Source organism: Reyranella sp. (genome assembly GCF_965279465.1).
Lineage (GTDB): Bacteria > Pseudomonadota > Alphaproteobacteria > Reyranellales > Reyranellaceae > Reyranella.
Genome location: NZ_OZ257242.1, coordinates 3,524,419 through 3,546,072, shown reverse-complemented (window position 1 = coordinate 3,546,072; position 21,654 = coordinate 3,524,419). Strand labels below are relative to the sequence as shown.

The 21,654-nt window shown below is 66.6% G+C and carries 20 protein-coding genes; 10 read left to right on the top strand and 10 right to left on the bottom strand.

Annotated features, from left to right (window positions below):
• Positions 1–7 precede the first annotated feature (7 nt).
• Positions 8–724 carry a ribonuclease activity regulator RraA gene (locus ACQY8M_RS17310; RefSeq protein ID WP_428674407.1) on the bottom strand — a complete coding sequence of 239 codons (717 nt, stop codon included), beginning with the start codon at positions 722–724 and terminating at the stop codon, positions 8–10.
• Positions 725–842: 118 nt separating this feature from the next.
• On the opposite strand from ACQY8M_RS17310, the gene ACQY8M_RS17305 reads away from it, so the two are divergent.
• Positions 843–2,324 carry a DHA2 family efflux MFS transporter permease subunit gene (locus tag ACQY8M_RS17305; RefSeq protein WP_428674405.1) on the top strand — a complete coding sequence of 494 codons (1,482 nt, stop codon included), beginning with the start codon at positions 843–845 and terminating at the stop codon, positions 2,322–2,324.
• An 84-nt stretch (positions 2,325–2,408) separates the two neighbouring features.
• On the opposite strand, the gene ACQY8M_RS17300 is transcribed toward ACQY8M_RS17305, so the two are convergent.
• From ACQY8M_RS17300 to ACQY8M_RS17270, 7 genes are all read right to left on the bottom strand, one after another.
• Positions 2,409–3,137 carry an RraA family protein gene (locus tag ACQY8M_RS17300; protein ID WP_428674403.1) on the bottom strand — a complete coding sequence of 243 codons (729 nt, stop codon included), beginning with the start codon at positions 3,135–3,137 and terminating at the stop codon, positions 2,409–2,411.
• Between the two features lie 67 nt (positions 3,138–3,204).
• Positions 3,205–3,636, bottom strand: coding sequence for an EamA family transporter (locus ACQY8M_RS17295; protein WP_428674401.1), 432 nt, complete (start codon positions 3,634–3,636; stop codon positions 3,205–3,207).
• A gap of 170 nt (positions 3,637–3,806) precedes the next feature.
• Entirely contained in the window at positions 3,807–5,897 is a 2,091-nt protein-coding gene (locus ACQY8M_RS17290) for a hydantoinase/oxoprolinase family protein (protein ID WP_428674399.1), read from the bottom strand.
• A gap of 117 nt (positions 5,898–6,014) precedes the next feature.
• A complete protein-coding gene (locus ACQY8M_RS17285; RefSeq protein ID WP_428674397.1) occupies positions 6,015–6,848 on the bottom strand; it encodes a phytanoyl-CoA dioxygenase family protein in 834 nt (277 codons plus the stop codon).
• Between the two features lie 31 nt (positions 6,849–6,879).
• Positions 6,880–7,995, bottom strand: coding sequence for an alcohol dehydrogenase catalytic domain-containing protein (locus ACQY8M_RS17280; RefSeq protein WP_428674395.1), 1,116 nt, complete (start codon positions 7,993–7,995; stop codon positions 6,880–6,882).
• 4 nt (positions 7,996–7,999) lie between these two features.
• Positions 8,000–8,845: an alpha/beta fold hydrolase gene (locus tag ACQY8M_RS17275; RefSeq protein ID WP_428674393.1), complete on the bottom strand. Its 846-nt coding sequence runs from the start codon at positions 8,843–8,845 to the stop codon at positions 8,000–8,002.
• 96 nt (positions 8,846–8,941) lie between these two features.
• Entirely contained in the window at positions 8,942–10,279 is a 1,338-nt protein-coding gene (locus tag ACQY8M_RS17270; protein ID WP_428674391.1) for an MmgE/PrpD family protein, read from the bottom strand.
• Between the two features lie 93 nt (positions 10,280–10,372).
• On the opposite strand from ACQY8M_RS17270, the gene rutA reads away from it, so the two are divergent.
• The 9 genes from rutA to ACQY8M_RS17225 all read left to right on the top strand — a co-directional run bounded on the left by rutA (position 10,373) and on the right by ACQY8M_RS17225 (position 20,381).
• Positions 10,373–11,455 carry a pyrimidine utilization protein A gene (gene rutA, locus ACQY8M_RS17265; RefSeq protein WP_428674389.1) on the top strand — a complete coding sequence of 361 codons (1,083 nt, stop codon included), beginning with the start codon at positions 10,373–10,375 and terminating at the stop codon, positions 11,453–11,455.
• 210 nt (positions 11,456–11,665) lie between these two features.
• Positions 11,666–13,054, top strand: coding sequence for an LLM class flavin-dependent oxidoreductase (locus ACQY8M_RS17260; RefSeq protein ID WP_428674387.1), 1,389 nt, complete (start codon positions 11,666–11,668; stop codon positions 13,052–13,054).
• Complete coding sequence (locus tag ACQY8M_RS17255; RefSeq protein ID WP_428674385.1) at positions 13,047–14,420, top strand: LLM class flavin-dependent oxidoreductase; 1,374 nt, start codon at positions 13,047–13,049, stop codon at positions 14,418–14,420. Before ACQY8M_RS17260 ends, ACQY8M_RS17255 begins: the two co-directional genes overlap by 8 nt.
• Positions 14,417–16,087, top strand: coding sequence for an ABC transporter substrate-binding protein (locus ACQY8M_RS17250; RefSeq protein WP_428674383.1), 1,671 nt, complete (start codon positions 14,417–14,419; stop codon positions 16,085–16,087). Before ACQY8M_RS17255 ends, ACQY8M_RS17250 begins: the two co-directional genes overlap by 4 nt.
• 82 nt (positions 16,088–16,169) lie before the next feature.
• On the top strand, positions 16,170–17,147 hold the full coding sequence (locus ACQY8M_RS17245) for an ABC transporter permease (RefSeq protein ID WP_428674381.1): 978 nt from the start codon (positions 16,170–16,172) through the stop codon (positions 17,145–17,147).
• Positions 17,131–18,042, top strand: a complete 912-nt coding sequence (locus ACQY8M_RS17240) for an ABC transporter permease (protein ID WP_428674379.1) — start codon at positions 17,131–17,133, stop codon at positions 18,040–18,042. Before ACQY8M_RS17245 ends, ACQY8M_RS17240 begins: the two co-directional genes overlap by 17 nt.
• Complete coding sequence (locus ACQY8M_RS17235; RefSeq protein WP_428674377.1) at positions 18,039–19,049, top strand: ABC transporter ATP-binding protein; 1,011 nt, start codon at positions 18,039–18,041, stop codon at positions 19,047–19,049. The genes ACQY8M_RS17240 and ACQY8M_RS17235 overlap by 4 nt, the downstream gene beginning before the upstream one ends.
• Positions 19,016–19,990, top strand: coding sequence for an ABC transporter ATP-binding protein (locus ACQY8M_RS17230; protein WP_428674375.1), 975 nt, complete (start codon positions 19,016–19,018; stop codon positions 19,988–19,990). Before ACQY8M_RS17235 ends, ACQY8M_RS17230 begins: the two co-directional genes overlap by 34 nt.
• Positions 19,991–20,030: 40 nt before the next feature.
• Entirely contained in the window at positions 20,031–20,381 is a 351-nt protein-coding gene (locus tag ACQY8M_RS17225) for a DUF6572 domain-containing protein (RefSeq protein ID WP_428674373.1), read from the top strand.
• Positions 20,382–20,970: 589 nt separating this feature from the next.
• Here the strand turns inward: ACQY8M_RS17225 and ACQY8M_RS17220 are convergent.
• On the bottom strand, positions 20,971–21,276 hold the full coding sequence (locus tag ACQY8M_RS17220; RefSeq protein ID WP_428674371.1) for a BrnA antitoxin family protein: 306 nt from the start codon (positions 21,274–21,276) through the stop codon (positions 20,971–20,973).
• Complete coding sequence (locus ACQY8M_RS17215) at positions 21,254–21,565, bottom strand: BrnT family toxin (protein WP_428674369.1); 312 nt, start codon at positions 21,563–21,565, stop codon at positions 21,254–21,256. Before ACQY8M_RS17215 ends, ACQY8M_RS17220 begins: the two co-directional genes overlap by 23 nt.
• Positions 21,566–21,654 lie beyond the last annotated feature (89 nt).

The following is a 21,654-nucleotide window of genomic DNA, read 5'->3' as shown; positions in this document are numbered from 1 at the left end:
CATGAGGTTACTTCACGTTCGCCTTCTTCCACGCCTCGTAGTCGGCCTTGGCCTGGTCGCCGGCGACCGGGAACAGGCCTTTGAGCGAGCGGCCCTTGGCGACCTCGAGCTCGGCCCAGCTCTCGTACTCGTAGTTCTTCAGCGCCTCCTCGGCGACCGCCTCGACGATCTCGGGCGGGATCACCAGCACCGCGTCGCGGTCTCCGACGACGACGTCGCCGGGATAGACCGCCACGCCGCCGCAAGCGATCGGCAACTGCAGGTCCATTGGTCGGTGCACGATCGGGCTGGGCGGCGAGGACGGCCGGCGGTGGTAGGCCGGCAGGCCGGTCTTGAAAACGCCGTTGGTGTCGCGAAAGCCGCCGTCGGTGACGACGCCCGCCGCGCCGCGTGCCTTGAGCCGGCCGATATACAGATCGCCGGCCGACGCCGCGCGCGAGTCGCCGCGACTGTCGATCATCAGCACATGGCCCGGCGGGCATTCTTCCATCGCCTGAGGCTGGACCATCGAGCGATTGGTCGAGGTCGGTCCGTCCTTGTCCTCGCGTGACGGGATGAATCGCATGGTGAAGGCGATGCCGACCATCGCCGGCTGTTCGGGCCGCATCGGCCAGACGTCGAACAAGGTCATGCTTTTCAGCCCGCGCCGGTTCAGCACGCCGGTGAGCGTCGAGGTGCCGACCCTGGCGAGCACGTCGCGCAGATCGCTGGATAGTTCCTTCATGCGTTTCCCCCTGTCGGTCGGCCGACCCTAACGGCTTCCGCCATCGCTGCGCAAATCGCGGTTTCGCACCGTTGCGGATTGCTTTTCCAGACAGGAATTCGAATTTACCATCCCCGGCATGTCAATCACCGCCCGACAGTGGCTGATCCTGCTGGCGGTGCAATTCACGACCATTCTGTTCGGCCTGACGGCGACCAGCGTCACCGTCATCCTGCCGCAGCTCAAGGGCGCGCTCTCGGCGACGCAGGAGCAGATCTCCTGGGTCCTCACCTTCAACCTCGTGGCGACGGCGATCGCCACGCCGCTCACCGGCTGGCTGGCGGCGAAGCTCGGCTGGCGGACGCTGATGGTCGTCTCGGTCGCGGGCTTCACCGCCGCCTCGATGCTGTGCGGCCTGGTCGACACCCTCGAAGCACTGCTGGCGCTGCGCATCCTGCAGGGCGCGTTCGGCGCGCCAATCTTCCCGATGGGCCAGACCATCGTGCTGACCTCGTTCCACCGCAGCCAGCATCCCTTCATCATGATGATGTGGGGCGTCGGCGGAGTCATGGGCCCGATTCTCGGGCCGACCTTCGGCGGGCTGGTGTCCGACCTGCTGAGCTGGCGCTGGACGTTCTTCCTCATCCTGCCGCTCGGCGTGGCGGCAGGCGCGCTCGCCTTCGCCGCCCTCAACGACGACGAGAAAGGCCGGGCCCGGCGGTTCGACTACATCGGCTTCGTCTTCATCTCGATCGCGATCGCGGCGTTCCAGCTCATGTTCGACCGCGGCCAGCGCAACGACTGGTTCGATTCGCCCGAGACGATCGCGGAGTGCGTCCTGGCCGGCGTGTTCTTCGTCATGTTCGTCCTCCACACCCTGACAGCGCCGGCGCCGCTGTTCGAGCCGGCCGCACTGCGCGACCGCAATTTCCTGATCGGTGTCGTCGTCGCGCTGATCATGGGCATGCTCCAATACACGCCGATGGTCCTGTTCCCGCCGCTGCTGCAGGAGCTGCAGGGCTATCCCGAGACGACGATCGGCTACCTGGTTGCCTCGCGCGGGCTGGGCAACCTCGCCTCCTTCTGCATCGTGGCGCAGCTCACGCGCTTCGACGCCCGGCTCTGCCTGTTCATCGGCCTGTCGATCCAGGCCCTCGCCGGAGCGATGATGGCCGGGTTCGACATGCAGGTCACGATCCAGGGCGTGCTCTGGAGCAACATCCTGCACGGATTCGGATTCGGCCTCAGCTACACGCCGATGGCAGTGCTCGCCTTCTCGACCATGCCGACCCGCTACATGACGCAGGCCAACGCAATCTTCGCCCTCATCCGCATGCTGGGCTCGAGCGTGTTCGTGTCGCTCACCCTGCTGGTGCTGGTCCATTCGACGGCCGAGGCCAACGCCAACCTGGCGAGCTCGATCACCCACTTCACCCGCGCCATGGTCGCGCCATGGGTGCAGGCCTTCGGCCATCTCGGCGAACTCCATGTCCAGGCCCGGCTCGCCGCCGAGATCCAGCGGCAGGCCAGCATGATCGGCTACATCAACGCCTTCCACCTGATGACGCTGATCCCGATCCTGACCGCGCCGCTCGCCTGGCTGTTCGTGATCAGACGGTAGCGCTCATGCTCTTCCGGACCGCGAGCTTCCAGCTCGCTCAGATTCCATGAGCGAGCTGGAAGCTCGCGGTCCGGAAGACTAAGACTACGGCTTCTTCTGCGTATAGGCGCCGCCGGAATTGGCGGCGCGTACCTCGGCGGCCGTCTTCGCCGCGCGGAGATGGACGAGACGACGCGCCTCGTCGTCGAGCATGGCCTTGGCGTTCTTCACCACTGCTTCGGCGTGCTCGACCGGGAACTTCACCGCGCCGTTCTCGTCCATGTGGATCAGGTCGCCCGGTGCCACATCCATGCCGCCGACCGACACGGGGACGTTGACGGCCTGCACCGCCATCTCGCCATGGCCGGCGGTGACGCCGCCCAGCATGTACTGGAACTTGAGCTTGCGGATCGCGTCGACGTCGCGCGACGGTCCGTTCGACAGCATGCCGACGCAGCCGACCGCCATCATCGAGCTCACCATCATCTCGCCGGCCAGGCCCGCCTTCTTCATGATCTCGTCCGGCCACTTCTGCTGGATCACCAGGATGGTCGGCTTCTTCATCGCGTCGAGCGCGTCGATCACGTTCATGAAGGAGAGCCGGCCGGCGAAGTTGGGATCGGGCATGCCGTACACGCAGGTCACGGCGTAGCCCACGGTCGGCCCCAGCTCGGGATAGATGCAGCGGATCGAGGTGTCGGTGTACCAGTTCTCGGTCCACGGATTGTAGAGGCCGAGGCACAGCGGGTTCTTCGGATAGGTCGCCACCACGTTGGTGATGGTCGGCGTGTCGATCTTGCGCAGCTCGGCAAAGAGTTCGTCGCTAACGGTCATCGCGTGCCATTTCCTCCTGTACGGAACCTCACCTTAAGCACCGGCTGCCAGCACAGGCAATCATTCGTCACCCCTTGAGAGCGACCAGCACCGCGCCGGCCGCGATCAGGGCGACGCCGGCCCAGTTGACGCCGCTCAGGCGCTCGCCGAGGAACGTCGCACCCAGCACCGCGACGAACACGACGCTGAGCTTGTCGATCGGCGCCACCCTCGCGGCGTCGCCGAGCTTCAGAGCCCGGAAGTAGCACAGCCACGAGGCGCCAGTGCCGAGGCCCGACAGGACGAGAAAGACCCACGTTCGCGCCGAGATCTCCTGCAGCGGTTGCCATTGTCCGGTCGCGCTTACTAGCGCGACGAGCACGCAGATCACGACGGCCGTCCTGATCAAGGTGGCGAGATCGGAGTTGAGGCCGGAGACACCGACCTTGGCGAAGATCGCCGTCGCCGCGGCAAAGACGGCGGATAGGATGGCCCACGGAAGCCACGAGCTGGATGTCATGTCAGTGCCCTCCTCAGACTCCCTCCTCCGCTCGCGGGGGAGGTGTCAGCGTCTTACGCTGACGGAGGGGGAAGGCAACGGAGATGGTGCGTCACGCCCCCTCCGTCGCCGTAGGACGGCGCCACCTCCCCCGCAAGCGGGGGAGGAAGTCCGAGGAAGCGAAGCAAGACCTACTTCCGCGCCGCGACCAGCAGCACCGTCGTGTCGGCGGGCACGCCGTCGAGCTCGGTGCGGGCGACGGCCATGGCCTGGTCGCGGCCGGCGATGCCGCTGAGGTCGATGACGTGAGCGCCGAGCACCAGGAACATCTCGTTCGCCTCGTTCCACTGCGCCTTCAGCGCAGCGAGCGCGTCGGAGGCGTGGGCGCGCTCGACGGCGGCGTTGCTGCGCTGGATGCGGATCGCGCCGTCGAGGTCGACAGCACGCAGCGAATGGCGGCCGTCGATCTGCGCCTGGATCAGCCGCATGCCGTCGGTCGACCCGGTGACGGCCGTGCCGGCGAGCGGGACGCCCATCGATTCGGCGGCAACGGCGCGGGCCTCGGCCTCGCCCAGTCGCTTGCGATGGCTGCGGGCGCGCATCTCCGACGCGCCGACGGCGGTGGCGCGGACGCGCTGGCTGTGCGCGTCGACCTCGATCGTGACCTCGACGGTCTCGGCCGCGGCACCGAGCCGGACCACGGCATCGAGCGCCTCGCGTCGGATGGCGCGCAGATCCTCGGGCGTCGGATCGGCGATGACCCGCTCGACCACCTCGCGCACCAGCGCGAGGGCGACACCGATCGAGGAGATCACCTCGGCGTCGGGCGAGATAACGTGGCGCAGGCCGAGCCGCTCGGCCGCGAACGGCATCAGCGCGCCCGCGCCGCCGCCCTCGCCCACCAGCATGGACTGGTCATGGTCGAGCCCATATTCGGCGACGAGCTGCTCGACCACGGGAATGACCTTGTCGGTGGCGCGCTCCAGGACCCGGCGCGCCGCGTCGTCGACCGACACGCCGAGCAGAGCGGCGAGCGGCGCAATCGCGGCGCGGGCCGCATCGGGATTTCCGAAAGCGTGCATGCCGGGCCTGGCGTAACCCAGCGCGTTCGCGGCGCAGGTCGTGGTGATTGCGTAGCGCGATCCGTCGCGGCAGCGGATCGCGACGTGATCTGCCGCCTCACCCGGTCCGGGTTGGAAGAGCTCGACCGTCGCGCCGTCAAACACACTGGCATCGGCGAAGGCCGAGTAAGCGAGCCCCGCGATATGCGCGCTGCGCGGGCCGACATCGACCAGCCGGCCGTCGGCCACCCGCACGAGGCTGCCGCCGGCAATGCCCAGCACGCGCACGTCGAGCGAGCTGACATAGGTCTCGTGGCCGCCGACCCGCGCGTACTTCACCGTCGGACGGCCGTTGCGGATCACGCCGATATTGGTGCTGGTGCCACCGACCTCGAAATAGATGCCGTCGGAGATGCGCAGATGCATCAGCGCGCCGGCCACGCTCGCGGCCGGTCCGGACAGCATGGTCATGGCCGGGCGACGGCGCATCTCGTTCACGTCCATCACGCCGCCGTCGCCGCGCATGATCATCAAGGGCGCCGCGATCCCCGCCTCGCGCACGCTCCGCTGCGTCATGTCGGCGGTCTCGATCATGCGTGGCAGGATGCTGGCGTTGATCACCGCGGTGCGGGTGCGTGTGGCGAGGCCGTAGAGCTTGGAGATCTCGTGGCCGCAGGTCACCGGCAGGCCGAGCGCCGTCGCGGCGTCGCGGATCGCCTCCTCGTCCGAGCCGTCGTCGACCCCGAAGGCGCTGGTGGCGACGATCACCTTCGCGCCCTCTTCCTGCAGCGCGCGCACGGCCTCAGCGGCAGCCGCTTCGTTCAGCGCCTCGCCCTTGATGAAGCGATGACCGGGATGCAACGTGCGGCCGGGCGCGAGCTCGATGCCGTCGATGCGGCTTTGCTTTGCCGCAAGCGCCGCGGCCGGCCCGCTGGCGATAGCGACGATGCCGACCGGCGCCACGTCGCCTTCGAGCAGCGCATTGGTCGCCTGGGTCGTCGAATGGGCGAGGAACACGACGTCCTCGGGCGCGACCCGGGAGCCTTCGAGCACGCGGCGGAAGACCTCGACCACGCCCTCGGCGACGCCGCGCGCACCGGCATGGGTGGTCAAGGTCGAATAGCGGCCGACGATCTCGTGGCTGTCATCATCGACCAGCACCGCCTTGGTGAAGGTGCCGCCGACGTCGATTCCGATACGGTACGCTTTACGCTCTTCCATCGTCGGTCAGGACCCGATCTCGATACGCTGGGAGCGCGGCTCTCCAGAGCCGCTCATCCTCGGATTGCCCAACCCCATGAGCGGCTCTGGAGAGCCGCGCTCCCGGCAACACAGGCCCTAAGGGCGGAAGTGCTCCTGCCCGGTGCCGCGATAGAGGACCTGGACCTGCCGGCCGACGATGCCGGCATGCAGGGCGAGCGACTCGGGCGAGCAGTCCGCCGTCGGTCGGGGCTCGTGCTCGAAGTAGTTGTAGCTGTCGGTGCCGCGGACGAGGGTGGCGCTGTCCTTCGCACCGACTGCCTGCCGCACATGGGTCGGGATGTAGCGGATGGCAAAACCGATGCGGCGGTCGCTCGACTTGTTGGGCTCCGAGCCGTGCGCCAGCAGCACGTGGTGGAGCGAAGCCTGCCCGGGCTCGAGGATCGCGTCGACGCCTTTGCTCTCGTCGACCTTGACCGCGATCTCCTGACCGCGGCTCAGAAGGTTGTTCTTGTCGAACGTGTCCTTGTGCTCGAGCTGCTCGCGATGCGAGCCGGGCATGAACTTCATGCAGCCATTCAGGAGATTGGCCGGCGTAAAGGCGACCCAGACGGTCATCACGTCGGGCGACGACAGGCCCCAGTAGGTCGCGTCCTGGTGCCACGACACGAAGCCGGGATCGGACGGCTCCTTGATGAAGAAGCTGGTGCTCCAGACCAGCAGGTTCGGCCCGAGCACGTCCTCGACCGCGTCGAGGATGCGCGGATGGCGGATCAGGTCGTTCAGGAAGGTGAGGTAGAGATGCGGCTTGTGCCGCCGGTCACCCTGGATCGGCCCGCCGCTCGCCCGCTCGTGCGCCTCGAGCTGGTCGCGCAGGGTACGGGTCTCGGCCTCGGACAGGATATCTACCGGGAAGTAAAAGCCGTCCCGCTGGTAGGCGGCGACAGCGTCCTCGCTCAGGAGCTTGGTCATGGCGGTAGCGTCCGGGTTAAGGGCGCAGGGGTCAAGCCGAATCCCACGGCAGGACCACGGTGCGGATGCCCTCGCCGCGGCGCATGGCGTCAAAACCCTCGTTGATGCGCGGCAGCGGCAGCCGCGCGGTGATCAGCTCGTCGAGCTTCAGCCGGCCGTCGAGGTAGCAGCGCGCCAGCCAGGGGAAATCGCGTTTGGGCCGCGCGCCGCCGTAGCTCGAACGGGTGATCTTCTTCTCGCCCATGAGCGCCCCCCAGCGGAAGGCAACGTCCTGGTTGACGTTGACCTTGCCCAGGAACACGAGATGTCCGCCCGGTCGCACGATCTCCGCCCCCAGCCGGAAGCCGTCGGCGCTGCCGGCGGCCTCGAAGACGTAGTCGGCGCCACGGCCATCGGTGGCCTGCTTCACGAACGCGACGACATCGTCGCCCGGCTCGCCCGTCGTGAGATCGGCGCCGAAGACGCGCGACAGGTTCTGCCGGCCCCTGGCGCGGTCGATGGCGATGACGGTCCCCGCTCCCGCGAGCCGCGCGCCCTGCAGCGCGTTCAGGCCTACCGCGCCGCAGCCGATCACCGCGACCGAGGCGCCGGCCTCGACCGGCGCCAGCCGCACCGCCGCGCCGACACCCGTCATCACGCCGCAGCCGATCAGGCAGGCGCGGTCGAACGGGATCTCCTTGGGCACCCTGATCGCGCCGGACTGCGGCACCACGGCGTACTGGGCGTGCGACGACACGACGGAGAAATGATGGACCGTCGCCGCGTCGCAGGTGAGCCGCGACTTGCCGTCGAGCAGATGGCCGCGCGGCTGGTGGAAGGTGAACGGCTCGCACAGGATCGGCTGGCCCCGCTCGCAATAGAAGCAGTGGCCGCAATGCGGGTTCCACGAGCACACGACATGGTCGCCCACCTGCACGTCGGTGACGTCCTCGCCGACCGCCTCGACCACGCCCGCGCCTTCGTGCCCGAGCACGATCGGCATCGGATAGGCGAGCGAGCCATCGATCACCTCGAGGTCGGTGTGGCAGAGGCCGGTCGCCATGATGCGCACCAGCACGTCGCCGCGCTCCAGCCGGTCGATCCGCGTGCGGCGGACCTCGAGCGGCCGGCCGACCGCCGGCAGGATCGCGGCGTCGAACTCGACCATCGGCTCACCATTGCCGCTGGAGGAAGCGGATGACGTCAGCGGTGAACTGGTCGGGCGCCTGCAGCATGGAGAAGTGGCTGACCTCGGGCTGGATCAGCAGGCCGGCATCGGGAATCGTGTCGGCCATCAGCTCGGTGTTGGCGCGGTGGATTGCCTCGTCATGGTCGCCGTCGACGATCCAGGTGCGCACCTTGATGCGCGCGAGATCCGCCTTGGTCCAGTTCGGCTGCTTGGCCCACATGGCGCTGATCTCCTCGACGAACTGCTTGTAGCCCTTGGGCGTCGTCGATAGCGCCTCGTATTCCTTCTCGCCGCGGGCGATGAACTCGGTGAAGACGGGGCTCTTGTCGACATCCTTCACACCCGACGGATCGGAGTTGGCGGCAAAAGCGAACAGCCGCGCCACGCGATCGGGATGGTTCATCGCGAGGCTCAGTCCGATGATCGCCCCGTCGCTCCAGCCGACGATCGCGGCCTTGCGCACGTTGAGCTTGTCCATCACACCGAGCACGTCGGACGCCATCAGCTCATAGCCGTAGGGTGCCGCGCTGCGCGTGCTGCGGCCATGACCGCGGCTGTCGATCACGATCACCTGGTAATTCTCGGCCAGCGCCGGAACCTGGTTGCCCCAGTAATTCGAATTGGCGAGCCCGCCATGCAGCAGCACGACCGGAAGGCCGCTGCCGTACATCGCGTACCAGATCGCGGCGCCGTTCACCTCGACCGTACCGCTTACCTGCGGCGGCGGCAGCGACGGTGTCGGAGGCAGGGTCATCCATCGCGGCGTTTGCTGGGCGATGGCGGGTGTCGCGATCACGAGCGCGACGAGGATGTTCAAGAGTCTGAGCATGGCGCAGGATATCGCGGCGCCGGGCGGAGATCATGGCGAATCGGATTTCGCAATCTCGCGACGGAACACCTCGAGCATGCCACCCGGCCGCCGAACTCAGATCGCCAACGCCGCGAGTCTCGAAGCGTCCTCCGACTTGTCGAGCGTCCAGACGGCGTCGATGAGCGGCTGGATGTCGTGGCCCGGCTTCCAGCTCGCGGCTTCGATGCGCAGCTTGTCCTCGATCTCGGAATCCTTCAGCGGATTGGCCGCGCTGCCGCGTGCCGCCCGAGTCGCGAGGGTGTGCGTCTTGCCGTCGGCGGTTACGACGTCCATTTCTGCCGCGATGGTCGACAGGCCGGCGGCGCTGGCGACCGCGATCCGGCGCCGCATCGCCGACACCGCCGGATCGTCGACGCAGGAGTCGGTGAACTGGTCGAGGCCCGCCTTGCCCAGCACAAGCGCGGCGGCGACGCCGTGCTGAAGGCTGACCTGGCTCTCGCGGCCGGTCTTCGGGTCGGGACGATCGGTGCGCTGCAACAGCAGAGGGTTGCCACGCGCAAGGACCTTCTCGACGACGGCGTCGGGATGGGCGCGCCGCCAGTCGAGCGCCAGGTCGAGCAGCGGATGGATGACGAAGCCGGCCGGATAGGGCTTGATCGAGTTGTTGGCAACCTGCCAGTCCTTGCCCAGCCCACCGGTCAGCGCGTCCCAGTCCACCGGTTCATCCATCACCGCGAGGAAGCCCTGCGCGCCGGCGATCGGCTCGGGCGGGCCGGCGAAACCCTTCTCCGCCAGCAGCGCCGACCACAGGCCGTTGCGTGCGGCGTTGCCGACGCTGACGCTCTTGGCCGGCCAGCCGAGGCATTCGCACAGGCCGCCGGACTGCGTTGCCGCCGTGCCCAGCGCCCACACCATCGGCTCGACGCCAAGACCGAGCAGCTTGCCCGTGCCCGCCGCCGAGGCGAACACGCCGCAGGTCGAGGTGATGTGCCAGCCCTTCGGGTAGTGGCCGGGCGAGACCGCGGCGCCGATCCTGCACTCCATCTCGAAGCCCAGCACGAACGCGGTCAGGAGCTGCGGACCGGTCACCTTGCGCAGCTCGGCCATGGCCAGCACCGCCGGCGCGAGCGGCGAGGTCGGATGCACGACCGTCGGCAGGTGAGTGTCGCAATAGTCGAAGACGTTGGCGCCGGCGGCGTTGAGGAAGGCGGCACTCAGCGCATCGATGCGCTCTTGCCGGCCGACGATGGTTGCCTGCCGGCCGCCGGAGAATTCGGACAGCGAGCGCAGGGCCAGCTCGACCGGCTCGGTGCGACAGCCGGCGAGCGCCACGGCAAAGAAGTTGAGCAGAGCGCGCTTGGCTTCGTGACGCGCCTCGGCGGGAATGTCCTCCCAATTGGTATCGACGACGAAGCGGGCGAGCGTTTCGGTGGTTCCGGGTCTAGGCTGCATGGCTGGTTAGATGCGACAAGGCCGGGACGATGTCCATGGCCTGCTGGCATGTGGCTTGCACACCATCGGCCACCGCGAGTCAGGAGATCTGCAATGGATATGGGCGTCTTCATCCCGATCGGAAACAATGGCTGGCTGATCTCGACGACCTCGCCGCAATACAAGCCGACGTTCGAGCTCAACAAGCAGATCGTCCAGCGTGCCGAGCACTACGGGCTCGATTTCGCCCTGTCGATGATCAAGCTGCGCGGCTTCGGCGGCAAGAGCGAGTTCTGGGACCACAACCTCGAGTCCTTCACCCTGATGGCCGGGCTCGCCGCTGTCACGAGCAAGATCCAGCTCTATGCCTCGGTCGCGGTGCTGACGCTCCCGCCCGCGATCGTGGCGCGCATGGCCTCGACCATCGATTCGATCTCGAACGGTCGCTTCGGCGTCAACATCGTCTCGGGCTGGGCCAAGGGCGAGTACGAGCAGATGGGGCTGTGGCCGGGCGAGGTCCACTTCGCCAAGCGATACGACTACAGCACCGAGTACGTCACCATCCTGCGGGAGCTGTGGGAGAAGGGATCGTCCGACTTCAAGGGCGAATACTTCAAGATGGAGGATTGCAAGCTCTCGCCGCGCCCGCAGGCCGACATGAAGATCGTCTGTGCGGGCCAAAGCCCGCGCGGCATGGAGTTCGGCGCGACTTACGGCAACTACAACTTCACGATATCGAGGGGCATCAACACGCCTACGGCGCATGTCGACACCAACGAGCTGATGGAAGCCGCCGCCGCCAAGACCGGCCGAGATGTCGGCAACTACGTGCTGGTGATGATCATCGCCGACGAGACTGACGAGGCGGCCTTCGCCAAGTGGAAGCGCTACAACGAGGGAGCCGACATGGAGGCTCTGGCCTGGATGACCGGCGAGGCGAAAGCCGACCCGAACCTCGCGGCCGGCAGCACCGCCGACGTGATCGGCTCGGCCGGGAGCGCGATCAACTTCACGATGGGCACGCTGATCGGCTCCTACACTTCGATCGCGCGGATGCTCGACGAGATGGCGACGGTTACCGCCACCAAGGGCATCATGATGGTCTTCGACGACTTCCTGATCGGTGTCGAGCAGTTCGGCCAACGCATCCAGCCTCTGATGAAGAGCCGCCAGGACAGGCTGGCAGCGGTCGCATAGCCATTCATGGCTGGGAGCGCGGCTCTCTAGAGCCGCTCTTCCTTAGCGTCGCCACACCTCATGAGCGGCTCTGGAGAGCCGCGCTCCCAGCGACCCTGATCGCGGCACGGTTGCAGGGCCACTGCGATCACACAGCCGTGGGATGGTCGCGCCGCGATTCCCTTGGCACACTAACTGCATGCGTTTTCGCAGTTTTTCCAGTGGTGAGTCATGAATACGTCGGGACGCAAGTTGCGCTTTGGCGCCTTCTTCAGCGTGCCGGGGTGCCATCCTACAGGTTGGCGCCATCCCGATGCGGTCTGCGAGACCGACCTGTCGATGAAGCTGCTGGCCGACATGGCGCGCACTGCCGAGCGCGGCAAGCTCGACTGCATGTTCTTCCAGGATTCGGTCGCCATCCCGGGCAGCACCGCGGTCTACGGCGGCCACCCCTTCCGTGAGAAGAACGGCCGGCAGGCGCATATCGAGCCGGTCAGCGCCATCGCCGCCCTCGGCGCCATCACCAGCCGCATCGGCCTGGTCTCGACCTGCACGACTTCCTACAACGAACCCTACAACGTCGCCCGGCGGTTCCTGACGATCGACCATATCAGCGGCGGGCGAGCCGGCTGGAACCTCGTGACCTCGCAGGCCGAGGACGAGGCGGTGAACTTCGGACGCGACCAGCATTTCGAGCACGGTATCCGCTACGACCGCGCGTCGGAGTTCCACGACGTCGTGATCGGCCTGTGGGACAGCTGGGAGGACGATGCCTTCCTGCGCGACAAGGAAAGCGGCATCTGGTTCGACTACGACAAGATGCACATCCTGCGGCACAAGGGGAAGCACTTCACGGTGCGCGGGCCACTCAACGTCGCGCGCTCGCCGCAAGGCCGGCCGATCGTGGCGCAGGCCGGCTCCTCCGACATCGGCATGGATCTCGCCGCGCGCACCGCCGACATGGTGTTCACCGCCCAGACCACGATCAAGGAAGGGCAGGACTTCCGCAACGAAATGCATGCGCGGATGGACAAGTACGGGCGCGGGCCGGAAGAGATCCGCATCTTCCCCGGCATCCAGCCGATCATCGGCCGTACGATGGAAGAGGCGGAGGAGAAATACGAAGAGCTGCGCTCGCTCGTCGACGACGGCGTCGGCATCGCAGGCGTCGCGCGCCTCGCCGGCGGCGTCGACATCTTCGCGATGGATCCGGACGGCCCCCTGCCTCCGCTCAAGCCCTCCAACGCCGCCCGCGCCCGCCAGGAGATGATCATCCGCATGGGCCAGCGCGGCATGACCATCCGGCAGATCGGCCGCGTGCTCGCCATGAGCCAGGCGCATCGCGTGGTGTGGGGCACGCCCAAGTCGCTGTGCGACGACATGCAGGCGTGGCTCGAGGAAGGCGCCTGCGACGGCTTCAACCTCTTGTTCGCGCATTATCCCAAGCCGCTCGAGGAGTGGGTCGACATGGTGATCCCCGAGCTGCAGCGGCGCGGCCTTTTCCGCGAGGAATACGAGGGCAGGACCTTCCGCGAGAATCTCGGCGTTCCGTTCCCGAAGAACGTCCACACGACGAACCGGACGAGCGTGCACGTCCGCGCGGCGGCGTCCAATGACTGACAGGAAAATGCTCCGGCTCGGCGGCTTCTTCAGCGTGCCGGGCAACCATCTCGCCGGGTGGCGCCATCCCGACGCGATCCCGACATACGACATGGACTTCCAGGGCTACGCCCACATCACGCAGGTCGCCGAGGCGGCGAAGTTCGACTGCATCTTTTTCCAGGACACCGTCGGAGTCTCGGGCAGCCGCGCGCTGGCCCGCGGCGAGCGCGCGCGGGCCAAGCTCTCGCGCACGGTGAAGCTCGAGCCGACGGCGACGCTCGCGGCACTCGCCATGGTGACCGAGCATATCGGCCTCGTGGCGACGGCGACCACGACCTACAACGAGCCCTACAATATCGCCCGCCGCTTCATGTCGATCGACCACATCAGCAACGGTCGCGCCGGCTGGAACCTGGTGACCTCCCAGATCGAGGACGAGTCGGAGAACTTCGGCTTCGACCAGCACATGCCGCATGCCGAACGCTACGAGCGCGCCGCCGAGTTCTACGAGGTCGTCACCGGTCTCTGGGATTCGTGGGAGGACGAAGGTGCGCTGCTGCGCGACAAGGCGAGCGGGATCTACATGGATCGCGACAAGGTCCATTTCCTCGACCACGTCGGCAAGCACTTCAAGGTCAAGGGGCCGCTCAACATCACGCGCTCGGTCCAGGGCTGGCCGGTGATCGCCCAGGCGGGCTCCTCCGAGGCCGGCCGCGAGCTCGCCGCGCGCACCGCCGACGTGGTCTTCACGGCGCAGACGAAGATCGCGGAGGCCAAGGCCTTCTACGCCGACATCAAGCGGCGCGCGGCGAAGTACGGCCGCGCGCCCGAAGACATCAAGATCATGCCCGGCCTCACGCCGGTGCTGGGCGCCACGACGGAGCAGGCGACGGCGAATTACGAGAGGCTGCAGGCGCTGATGCCCGACGACGTGGCGCTCCTGTCGCTGTCGCACATCTCGGGCGGGCTCGACCTCACCAAGTTCCCGCTCGACGGGCCGCTACCCGAGCTGCCGCCCAGCAATGCCGCCAAGGCGAGACAGGCCCTGATCGTCCAGACCGCACGGGAAAACAACATGACCCTGCGCCAGATCGCGCGTCACACCGCGGCCGGCACGGGCCATCGCGTGATCGTCGGCACGCCCGACTACATGGCGGACGAGATGCAGAAGTGGCTCGAGGAAGAGGCGGCCGACGGCTTCAACGTCGTGTGCAACCACTATCCCAGGCCGTTCGAGGACTTCTGCACGCAGGTCGTGCCCGAATTGCAGCGGCGCGGCATCTTCCGCTCCGAGTACGAGGGCGCGACGCTGCGGGAGAATCTCGGGCTCAGGAAACCGGAGAACCGTTACCAGCGGGCGGCACGACTCAAGGAGGCTTCATGAAGAGACGGTCACTCGTTGCCGCGGCAGGACTCGCAGCAATCGCACCGAATACCCTCGCCCGAGGGGCCTTCGCGCAGAACGCCGCGGAGAAGGTCCGCAAGATCAACCTCTATACCTGGCCGCAGGCCGCCCTGCCGCAGGCCTACCAGGCCTCGCAGCTGATCGCCCAGCAATGGCGACAGCTCGGCCTCGACATCGACGTCAAGCCGCTGCAGCGCCAGGCCCAGACCGCTTTGATCTGGTACAGCCGCGACAAGTGGGACGCCACGATGTGGCGCATGGTCGGCCGGCCGGAACGCTCCGATCCCGACGAGTTCGTCTATTCGCTCTTCCACTCGAGCTACGCCGAGAAAGGCTACGATTTCATCGGCTACAAGAACCCCGAGTACGACAAGCTCGCCGAGAAGCAGCGCACCCAGCTCGATCGCGAGGAGCGCCGCAAGACGATCTTCCAGGCGCAGGAGATGATCAACCGCGATCAGCCCTACGCCTTCCTGGTTCATCCGAAATACCCGATGGCCTTCAACAAGGCCGTCTTCAAGGCCGACACGGTCGTCAACCAGACCGGCATCGGCATCCGCAACATCTGGACCTTCGTCAATATCGAGCCGATCGGCGCGCAGAAGGACCTGATCATCAACAGCTCGGAATCGATCAACGCGACCAACCCGCTCTATATCGGCGGCGCGGTCGACAGCTGGATCACCGATCTGATCTGGGACCGCTTGATGCGCATCGGTCCGGACGGCACGCCGCAGCCCTGGTCGGCCGAGAGCGTCACCTGGATCGACGACAAGACGATCGACATCAAGCTGCGCGCCGGCATGAAGTGGCACGACGGCCAGCCGGTGACGGTCGACGACGTGATCTTCTCCTTCACCGCGCCGGCGGGCGACAAGGCGCCCATGTACAAGCCCTTCGTCACCGAGATCGCCTCGATGGAGAAGGTCGGCGACATGGGCCTCAGGATGACGCTCAAGAACACCAACGCCACGTTCTTCACGGCGTCGCTCAGCAAGATCAACCTGATCCCCAAGCACATCTGGGAACCGGTGCTGAAGAGCCTCGAAGGCAAGCCCGAGAACGCGGAGCAGATCAAGGAGATCAACCGGACGGGCTCCGGCCCGTTCAAGATCGTTCGCTGGGCGCCCAACGAGGAGATCCTGCTCGAAGCCTTCCCCGACCACTTCAAGGCGCCAAAGATCGCGCGCTGGATCATGCGCATCGTGCCCAACGCCGAGGCGACGCTCGGCATGCTGAAGCGCGGCGAGCTCAACTTCCTCGGCTTCTTCGGCGGCGACCCCGACGTGCTGGTCAAGTTCGCCAAGGACAATCCCGACATCGTCGTGACGACCGAGACCGACGTCGGCTTCGAGTTCGTGGCCTTCAACAATCGCCGCCCGCCCTTCGACGATGTCGCCTTCCGTCGCGCGCTGTCGCTCTGCATCGATCGGCGGCTGATGGTGTCGGCCGCGTGGCAGGACTTCGCCGTGCCGGCCAACAGCCATGTCTCGCCCGTCCTGACCTACTGGCACGACCCGTCGGTCGACCAGATCAAGACCGGCCTTGCCGAAGCGAAGAAGATCCTGCAGGCCGCGGGCTACCGCCTGGTCGGCGGCAAGCTCTACTACCCGGCCGGCAAGCAGGAAAAGCTGACGACCGAATGATTGGATCTGCGTCTTCCGGACCGCGAGCCTCTGGCTCGCTCAACCTCATGAGCGAGCCAGAGGCTCGCGGTCCAAAAGAGCCATGAAGCTGATCCTGGAGCGCTTTGCGCACAACGCGCTCGCCCTGCTTGCGGTGACCACGATCCTGTTCTTCATGTTCCGGCTGATGCCGGGGACGCCCCTTGCCGCCTACATCAACGAGAACCTCAACGCCGACCAGCAGCAGGCGATGCTCGAGCAGTTCGGCCTCGATCGGCCGATGTGGCAGCAGTATTTCATCTACCTCGGCAACCTGCTGAGGGGCGAGATGGGGCTGTCGTTCTTCCAGCGCCGGCCGGTGACGACCATCCTGCTCGAGGTGCTGCCCAACTCGATCATCCTCACCCTTGCCTCGCTGATCATCGCCTACGTCTTCGGCGTGCTGGCGGGCGCGTGGCTGGCGTGGAAGCGCGGCAGCTGGCTCGAGCGCATCGCCGTACCCGCGGTGCTGGCGACCCGTGCGGCGCCCGAGTTCTGGATCGGCATGGTCCTGCTCGCCCTGCTGTCGTTCAATCTCGGCTGGTTTCCGTCGGGCGGCGCCAGCAGCCCCGGCGAGGCCTACACCAGCAACTGGCAACGTATCGCCTCGCTCGACTACCTGGAGCATCTCGCTTTGCCGGTGATGACCCTGGCGCTTTACCTGCAAGGCCTGCCGCTGCTGCTGATGCGCTCCAACATGCTCGAAGTGATGCATGAGGAGTTCGTCACCATGGCGCGCATGAAGGGCCTGTCGGAGTGGCGCATCGTCATCGGGCATGCCGCGCGCAATGCCTTGCTGCCGGTCGTCACCGCCTTCGCGCTCGGCGTCGGCCTGTCGATGGGCGGCAACGTGGTGATCGAGACGGTATTCTCCTGGCCGGGCATTGGCCGCATGCTGGTGCAGGCCGTCTCGGTGCACGACTATCCGCTGGCTCAGGGCGCGTTCCTGATGATCGCCGCCGTGCTGGCGGTCATGAACTTCGTCGCCGACCTGCTGTACATGACCCTGGACCCCCGGGTGAGCCATGGCCGAAAGGGCTGAGCCGTTGCCCGCCCGCCCCGCCTGGCGCCTGCCGCCGATGGCTCGGCGCCTCGCGACGATGCCCTTGCGCGACCCGTTCGCCTTCGTGGGCATCACGATCTACGTCCTGTTCGCCCTGATCGCCCTGTTCGCTGACCAGATCGCCCCACTCGATCCGATGGAGATCCTGTTCACCAAGGCCGGCAAGCTCGCTGCCAATGTGCCCCCCGGCGCGGAGTTTCCGCTCGGCACCACCAACCTCGGCCGGGACATCTTCGCGCAACTGATCTACGGGTCGCGCAGCGCGTTGGCCGTCGGCCTGTCGGCGGCGGTGATCGTCGCCAGCGTCGGCACGGTGGTCGGTCTGGTCGCCGGCTATTTCGGCGGCTGGGTCGATTCGCTCCTGATGCGCATCGCCGACATGGCGCTCAGCCTGCCGTTCCTGCCCTTCGTCATCGTGCTGACCGGCTTCCTCGGCGCCGACACGCGCAACATCGTGCTCGCCGTGGCGCTGCTGCTGTGGCCCAACTCCGCGCGCGTGATTCGCAGCCAGGTGCTGACCCTGCGCGAGCGCGCCTATGTCGAGGCCGCGCGCGTCACCGGCGCCAGCCAGTGGCGCATCCTGTTCGTCCATATCGCCCCCAACATCCTGCCGCTCAGCTTCGTCTATGCCGCCATCGCCATCGGCTGGGCAATCATCACCGAGGCCAGCGTCAACTTCCTGGGCTTCGGCGATCCGACCAGCGTCTCGTGGGGCATGATGCTGCAGGACGCCTTCTCCTCGCAGGCCCTCTCGCGCGGCCAGTATGCGTGGTTCGTGCCGCCGGGCATCTGCATCATCCTCGTGGTCGTGGCGGGCTTCTTCATCAGCCGCGGCTACGAGGAAGTGTTCATGCCGAGGCTGCGCGGCCGATGATGCTCTCGGTCGAGGACCTTCAGATCCACTACACCACGCGCGACGGCGTCGCGCGCGCGGTCGATGGCGCCTCCTTCGTCGTGCCCGAAGGCAAGATCGTCGGCCTCGTCGGCGAATCGGGCTGCGGCAAGACCACGGCGGTGCGCGCCATCATGGGCGTGCTATCGGAGAACGGCCGCCGCGCCGGCGGGCGGGTCGTGTTCAAGGGCCAGCCGATCGACGAGAAGAACACCCGGCCGCTGCTGTGGCGCGAGATCGCCTACGTGCCGCAAAGCGCGATGAGCTCGCTCGACCCGGTCTATACGGTGGGCGCGCAAATCGTCGAGGTCCTGACCAAGCGCGGCGGTATCTCGCGGCCGGCCGCGAAGGCCCGCTCGGGCGAGCTGTTCGACCTGGTGGGCCTCAGCGAGCGCCGACTGCGCGACTATCCGCACCAGTTCTCCGGCGGCATGCGCCAGCGCGCGGCGATCGCCATGGCGCTGGCGCTGAACCCAAGCCTGCTGCTGGCCGACGAGCCGGTGACCGCGCTCGACGTCATCGTGCAGCGTCAGATCCTCGACACGCTGCGCACCTTGCAGAAGCGGCTCAGCCTCTCGATGGTGATGGTGACGCACGACATCTCGGTCGTTGCCTATCTCTGCGACGAGGTCGTGGTGATGTATGCCGGCCAGGTGATCGAGAGCGGCCCGGTGCGCGAGGTCCTGAGCCGGCCGCGCCATCCCTACACGATGGGCCTGCGCAACGCCTTCCCGGACCTGCTGTCGGACGCGATGGAGCTGGTGCCGATCCACGGCAGCCCGCCCGACCTGCGCGAGCCGCCGGCCGGCTGCCGCTTCGCGCCGCGCTGCCCGTTCGTGCAACCCGGCTGCACGTCCGGCACCATCCCTGCCGCCGTTCGCGACGGCCACCTTTCGGCCTGCCTGCGCGACAGCGAGGCCGATGCCCTCCGCACCGCCGCATTGGACCCCGCCACATGGCAGCGCTCGTCGAACTTCGCGATGTCGTGAAGCACTTCCCGGTGTCGCGGTCGCTGGGCGAGATCGTCCGCGGCCGCCATCCGGCCGTGCACGCGCTCGACGGCGTCAGCCTCGACATCGGGTCCGGCGACGCGATCGCCATCGTGGGCGAGTCGGGCTGCGGCAAGACCACGCTCGGCCGGCTGATGCTGAAGCTCACCGAGCCGACCACAGGAACGATCGCCTTCGACGGCGCGGCGCTCGGCGAGATGAAGGGCGAGGAGTTGCGCGGCTTCCGCCGCGAGGCGCAGCTCGTGTTCCAGAACCCGTTCGACGCGCTCAATCCGCGCTTCACGATCTACCGTGCCGTGGCCGAGCCGCTGCTCAACGCCGGCATCGACAAGGCCGAGCACGCCGACCGGGTGGCGAGCGCCTTCCGCCGCGTTCACCTGCCCGACCTTGAACGCTATCTCGACCGCTATCCGCACCAGCTGAGCGGCGGGCAGCTCCAGCGGGTCGTCCTCGCCCGCGCGCTGGTGCTGACGCCGCGCTTCCTGGTCGCCGACGAGCCGGTCTCGATGCTCGATGTCAGCGTGCGCGCCGGCATCCTCGCCCTGATGCGTGAGGTGCGCGAGGCGATGGGCCTGACCGCCGTCTACATCAGCCACGACCTCGCGCTGGTCCGTTACCTGTGCGAGCGCACCGTGGTGATGTATCTCGGCACCGTGGTCGAGGACGGTCCCACGTCAGAGATCGTGCGCAACCCGCGCCACCCCTACACGCGCGCGCTGGTCGCCGCCGTGCCCGTCCCCGACGCCGACCAGAGCCACGCCCCGCTGCCGATCACCGGCACCGTCCCCGACGCCCGCGAGCCGCCCTCCGGCTGCCGCTTCCGCGACCGCTGCCCGCACGCGTTCGAGCGGTGCTCGACGGAAGCGCCGATGCTTCTATCAACCGCCAATGGGCATCGTGTCGCGTGTCATCTGAAATAGCCATCATGCAGTGACTAAACCCTCTCCGCCCGGAGCTCCCATGACCATCGATCAACTCGACAAGATCGACTTTTATACGGTGAACCGCGAGAAGACCCAGGTGAAGCTCGTCATAGCCGATCATCTCGATTGGGAAGAATTCGATGAGGGAGACCACCTCGAGCTGCTGCAGAGCAAGATCAATGTGTACCTTCAGTTCATCGAGGATGGTCAGTGGGGCGAGACAAGACCGGACCTGAAAGGAATTCCCATCGTTATCCAGGTAACGGCCAAGTATCCCCCCAGCGAGCAAGCCTTGAAGTTCTATCGGATGGTCGGCCCGATCGTTGCCGAATGCGGCGCTTCGTTGGAGCTCGATGTAACCTCGTCCGAGACGACCATTCAGTTCTGAGGTCGTCCCCTTTATTTCCACAATAAAATCGGAGCGACAGCTTCGACCGGAAGCGCGCATTCACGTCTTCTGCAATGTCGCGCGCGGTCCGGAACGCAACAGGAGTCGGCGTGGCGGCTGCGGGGGGGGGTAGGTCCTTACGACATAACGCTACAGCTCGTCGGCGCTATGGCCAGGCTGCCGCGCACATCAAGCGGCTACAACGCGTGAAACTCTCCGCATGTTGGAGTCGGCTGCACGGCCGACCGCGGATGCGCGGTCGAGACGCCAGCGTTGGCGCGCGCCGAATAATCATATCGCAACATGCACCTACCTTGAGTGCCGAAAGGTATCGGGTTACCTTAGACTATGCCTTGTCCAAGTAGCAAAGACGGCCTGGACAAGTTTAGCCGCTACCGCGCCAACTAGAGGCAGCGCGGAATGAGGCTCATGCGGCTATGAGTACTTGATCCAAGGGCCACCGGTTTCCGGCGCCCTCAGCCGGTTGCTGGCCTTTGTGGTCGGCGTGACCGGCTGAGCTTCTGGAGCAGAAAATCTGCACGGCCTCGACATAGACAGCCGGCAACATCCAGCGCTGATTGGCAACGGCTTACTTCAAAGACGACAGCATCTCGCGGCGCAGGATTGCATTGAGACGGGACTGGTAGCCTTTGCCCTGGGATTTGAGCCATTCAAGAACATCGGCATCGACGCGGGCCGTGATCTGCCGCTTGACCGGCTTGTAGAAGCGCCCACGCACTGCGCTCCTGAGTTGCGCATCCGTCAGCGGAGGGATGTCGCTGAGGTCGATTGCGCGGTCCGGCTTCGCTGCCAAGGCCTTGAGCTGCGTCCTCTCCCTTGCCGTCAGCGGTGGCAGCGTATTCAGCGCATGCCTAACGATCTTCGCTTTCTTCATAGCGTCGCCTTTCCTTGCGGATTGCCGGTCTGGCCGAGATGATACGGATCACCTCGATTGGCCGTTTGGACTCATCCTCGTCTCTTATCGTGTGTGCCACGACCAGCAGGGTGAAGCCGCCCACCGTGCCAATCGTCTGCCAGCGCATCTCGCCGCCTTCGATCCGGTCCTGCTCGGTGAGTGCGAAGGGATCGGCGAAGACGCGCGCGGCTATCTCGAAGCTCACGCCGTGTTTCCGCTGGTTGGAGCGATTCTTGGCGTCGTCCCATTCGAAGCGGATGCTTGTCACGGCAATAATGTAGTTACAAATCGGACAATATAAAAGGGGTCGTCCTTACGGGAGACCCCTCCGCCCGCGTCAGACGCGGGCACCTCCCC

Bases quoted from the DNA above. Each gene is read 5' to 3' on its own strand.
- ACQY8M_RS17260 (WP_428674387.1), top strand. From the start codon at position 11,666: ATGAATACGTCGGGACGCAAGTTGCGCTTTGGCGCCTTCTTCAGCGTG.
- ACQY8M_RS17290 (WP_428674399.1), bottom strand. From the start codon at position 5,897: ATGGAAGAGCGTAAAGCGTACCGTATCGGAATCGACGTCGGCGGCACC.
- ACQY8M_RS17235 (WP_428674377.1), top strand. From the start codon at position 18,039: ATGATGCTCTCGGTCGAGGACCTTCAGATCCACTACACCACGCGCGAC.
- rutA (WP_428674389.1), top strand. From the start codon at position 10,373: ATGGATATGGGCGTCTTCATCCCGATCGGAAACAATGGCTGGCTGATC.
- ACQY8M_RS17225 (WP_428674373.1), top strand. From the start codon at position 20,031: ATGACCATCGATCAACTCGACAAGATCGACTTTTATACGGTGAACCGC.
- ACQY8M_RS17220 (WP_428674371.1), bottom strand. From the start codon at position 21,276: ATGAAGAAAGCGAAGATCGTTAGGCATGCGCTGAATACGCTGCCACCG.
- ACQY8M_RS17280 (WP_428674395.1), bottom strand. From the start codon at position 7,995: ATGGTCGAGTTCGACGCCGCGATCCTGCCGGCGGTCGGCCGGCCGCTC.
- ACQY8M_RS17305 (WP_428674405.1), top strand. From the start codon at position 843: ATGTCAATCACCGCCCGACAGTGGCTGATCCTGCTGGCGGTGCAATTC.
- ACQY8M_RS17275 (WP_428674393.1), bottom strand. From the start codon at position 8,845: ATGCTCAGACTCTTGAACATCCTCGTCGCGCTCGTGATCGCGACACCC.
- ACQY8M_RS17250 (WP_428674383.1), top strand. From the start codon at position 14,417: ATGAAGAGACGGTCACTCGTTGCCGCGGCAGGACTCGCAGCAATCGCA.
- ACQY8M_RS17230 (WP_428674375.1), top strand. From the start codon at position 19,016: ATGGCAGCGCTCGTCGAACTTCGCGATGTCGTGAAGCACTTCCCGGTG.
- ACQY8M_RS17240 (WP_428674379.1), top strand. From the start codon at position 17,131: ATGGCCGAAAGGGCTGAGCCGTTGCCCGCCCGCCCCGCCTGGCGCCTG.
- ACQY8M_RS17310 (WP_428674407.1), bottom strand. From the start codon at position 724: ATGAAGGAACTATCCAGCGATCTGCGCGACGTGCTCGCCAGGGTCGGC.
- ACQY8M_RS17295 (WP_428674401.1), bottom strand. From the start codon at position 3,636: ATGACATCCAGCTCGTGGCTTCCGTGGGCCATCCTATCCGCCGTCTTT.
- ACQY8M_RS17300 (WP_428674403.1), bottom strand. From the start codon at position 3,137: ATGACCGTTAGCGACGAACTCTTTGCCGAGCTGCGCAAGATCGACACG.
- ACQY8M_RS17255 (WP_428674385.1), top strand. From the start codon at position 13,047: ATGACTGACAGGAAAATGCTCCGGCTCGGCGGCTTCTTCAGCGTGCCG.
- ACQY8M_RS17285 (WP_428674397.1), bottom strand. From the start codon at position 6,848: ATGACCAAGCTCCTGAGCGAGGACGCTGTCGCCGCCTACCAGCGGGAC.
- ACQY8M_RS17245 (WP_428674381.1), top strand. From the start codon at position 16,170: ATGAAGCTGATCCTGGAGCGCTTTGCGCACAACGCGCTCGCCCTGCTT.
- ACQY8M_RS17270 (WP_428674391.1), bottom strand. From the start codon at position 10,279: ATGCAGCCTAGACCCGGAACCACCGAAACGCTCGCCCGCTTCGTCGTC.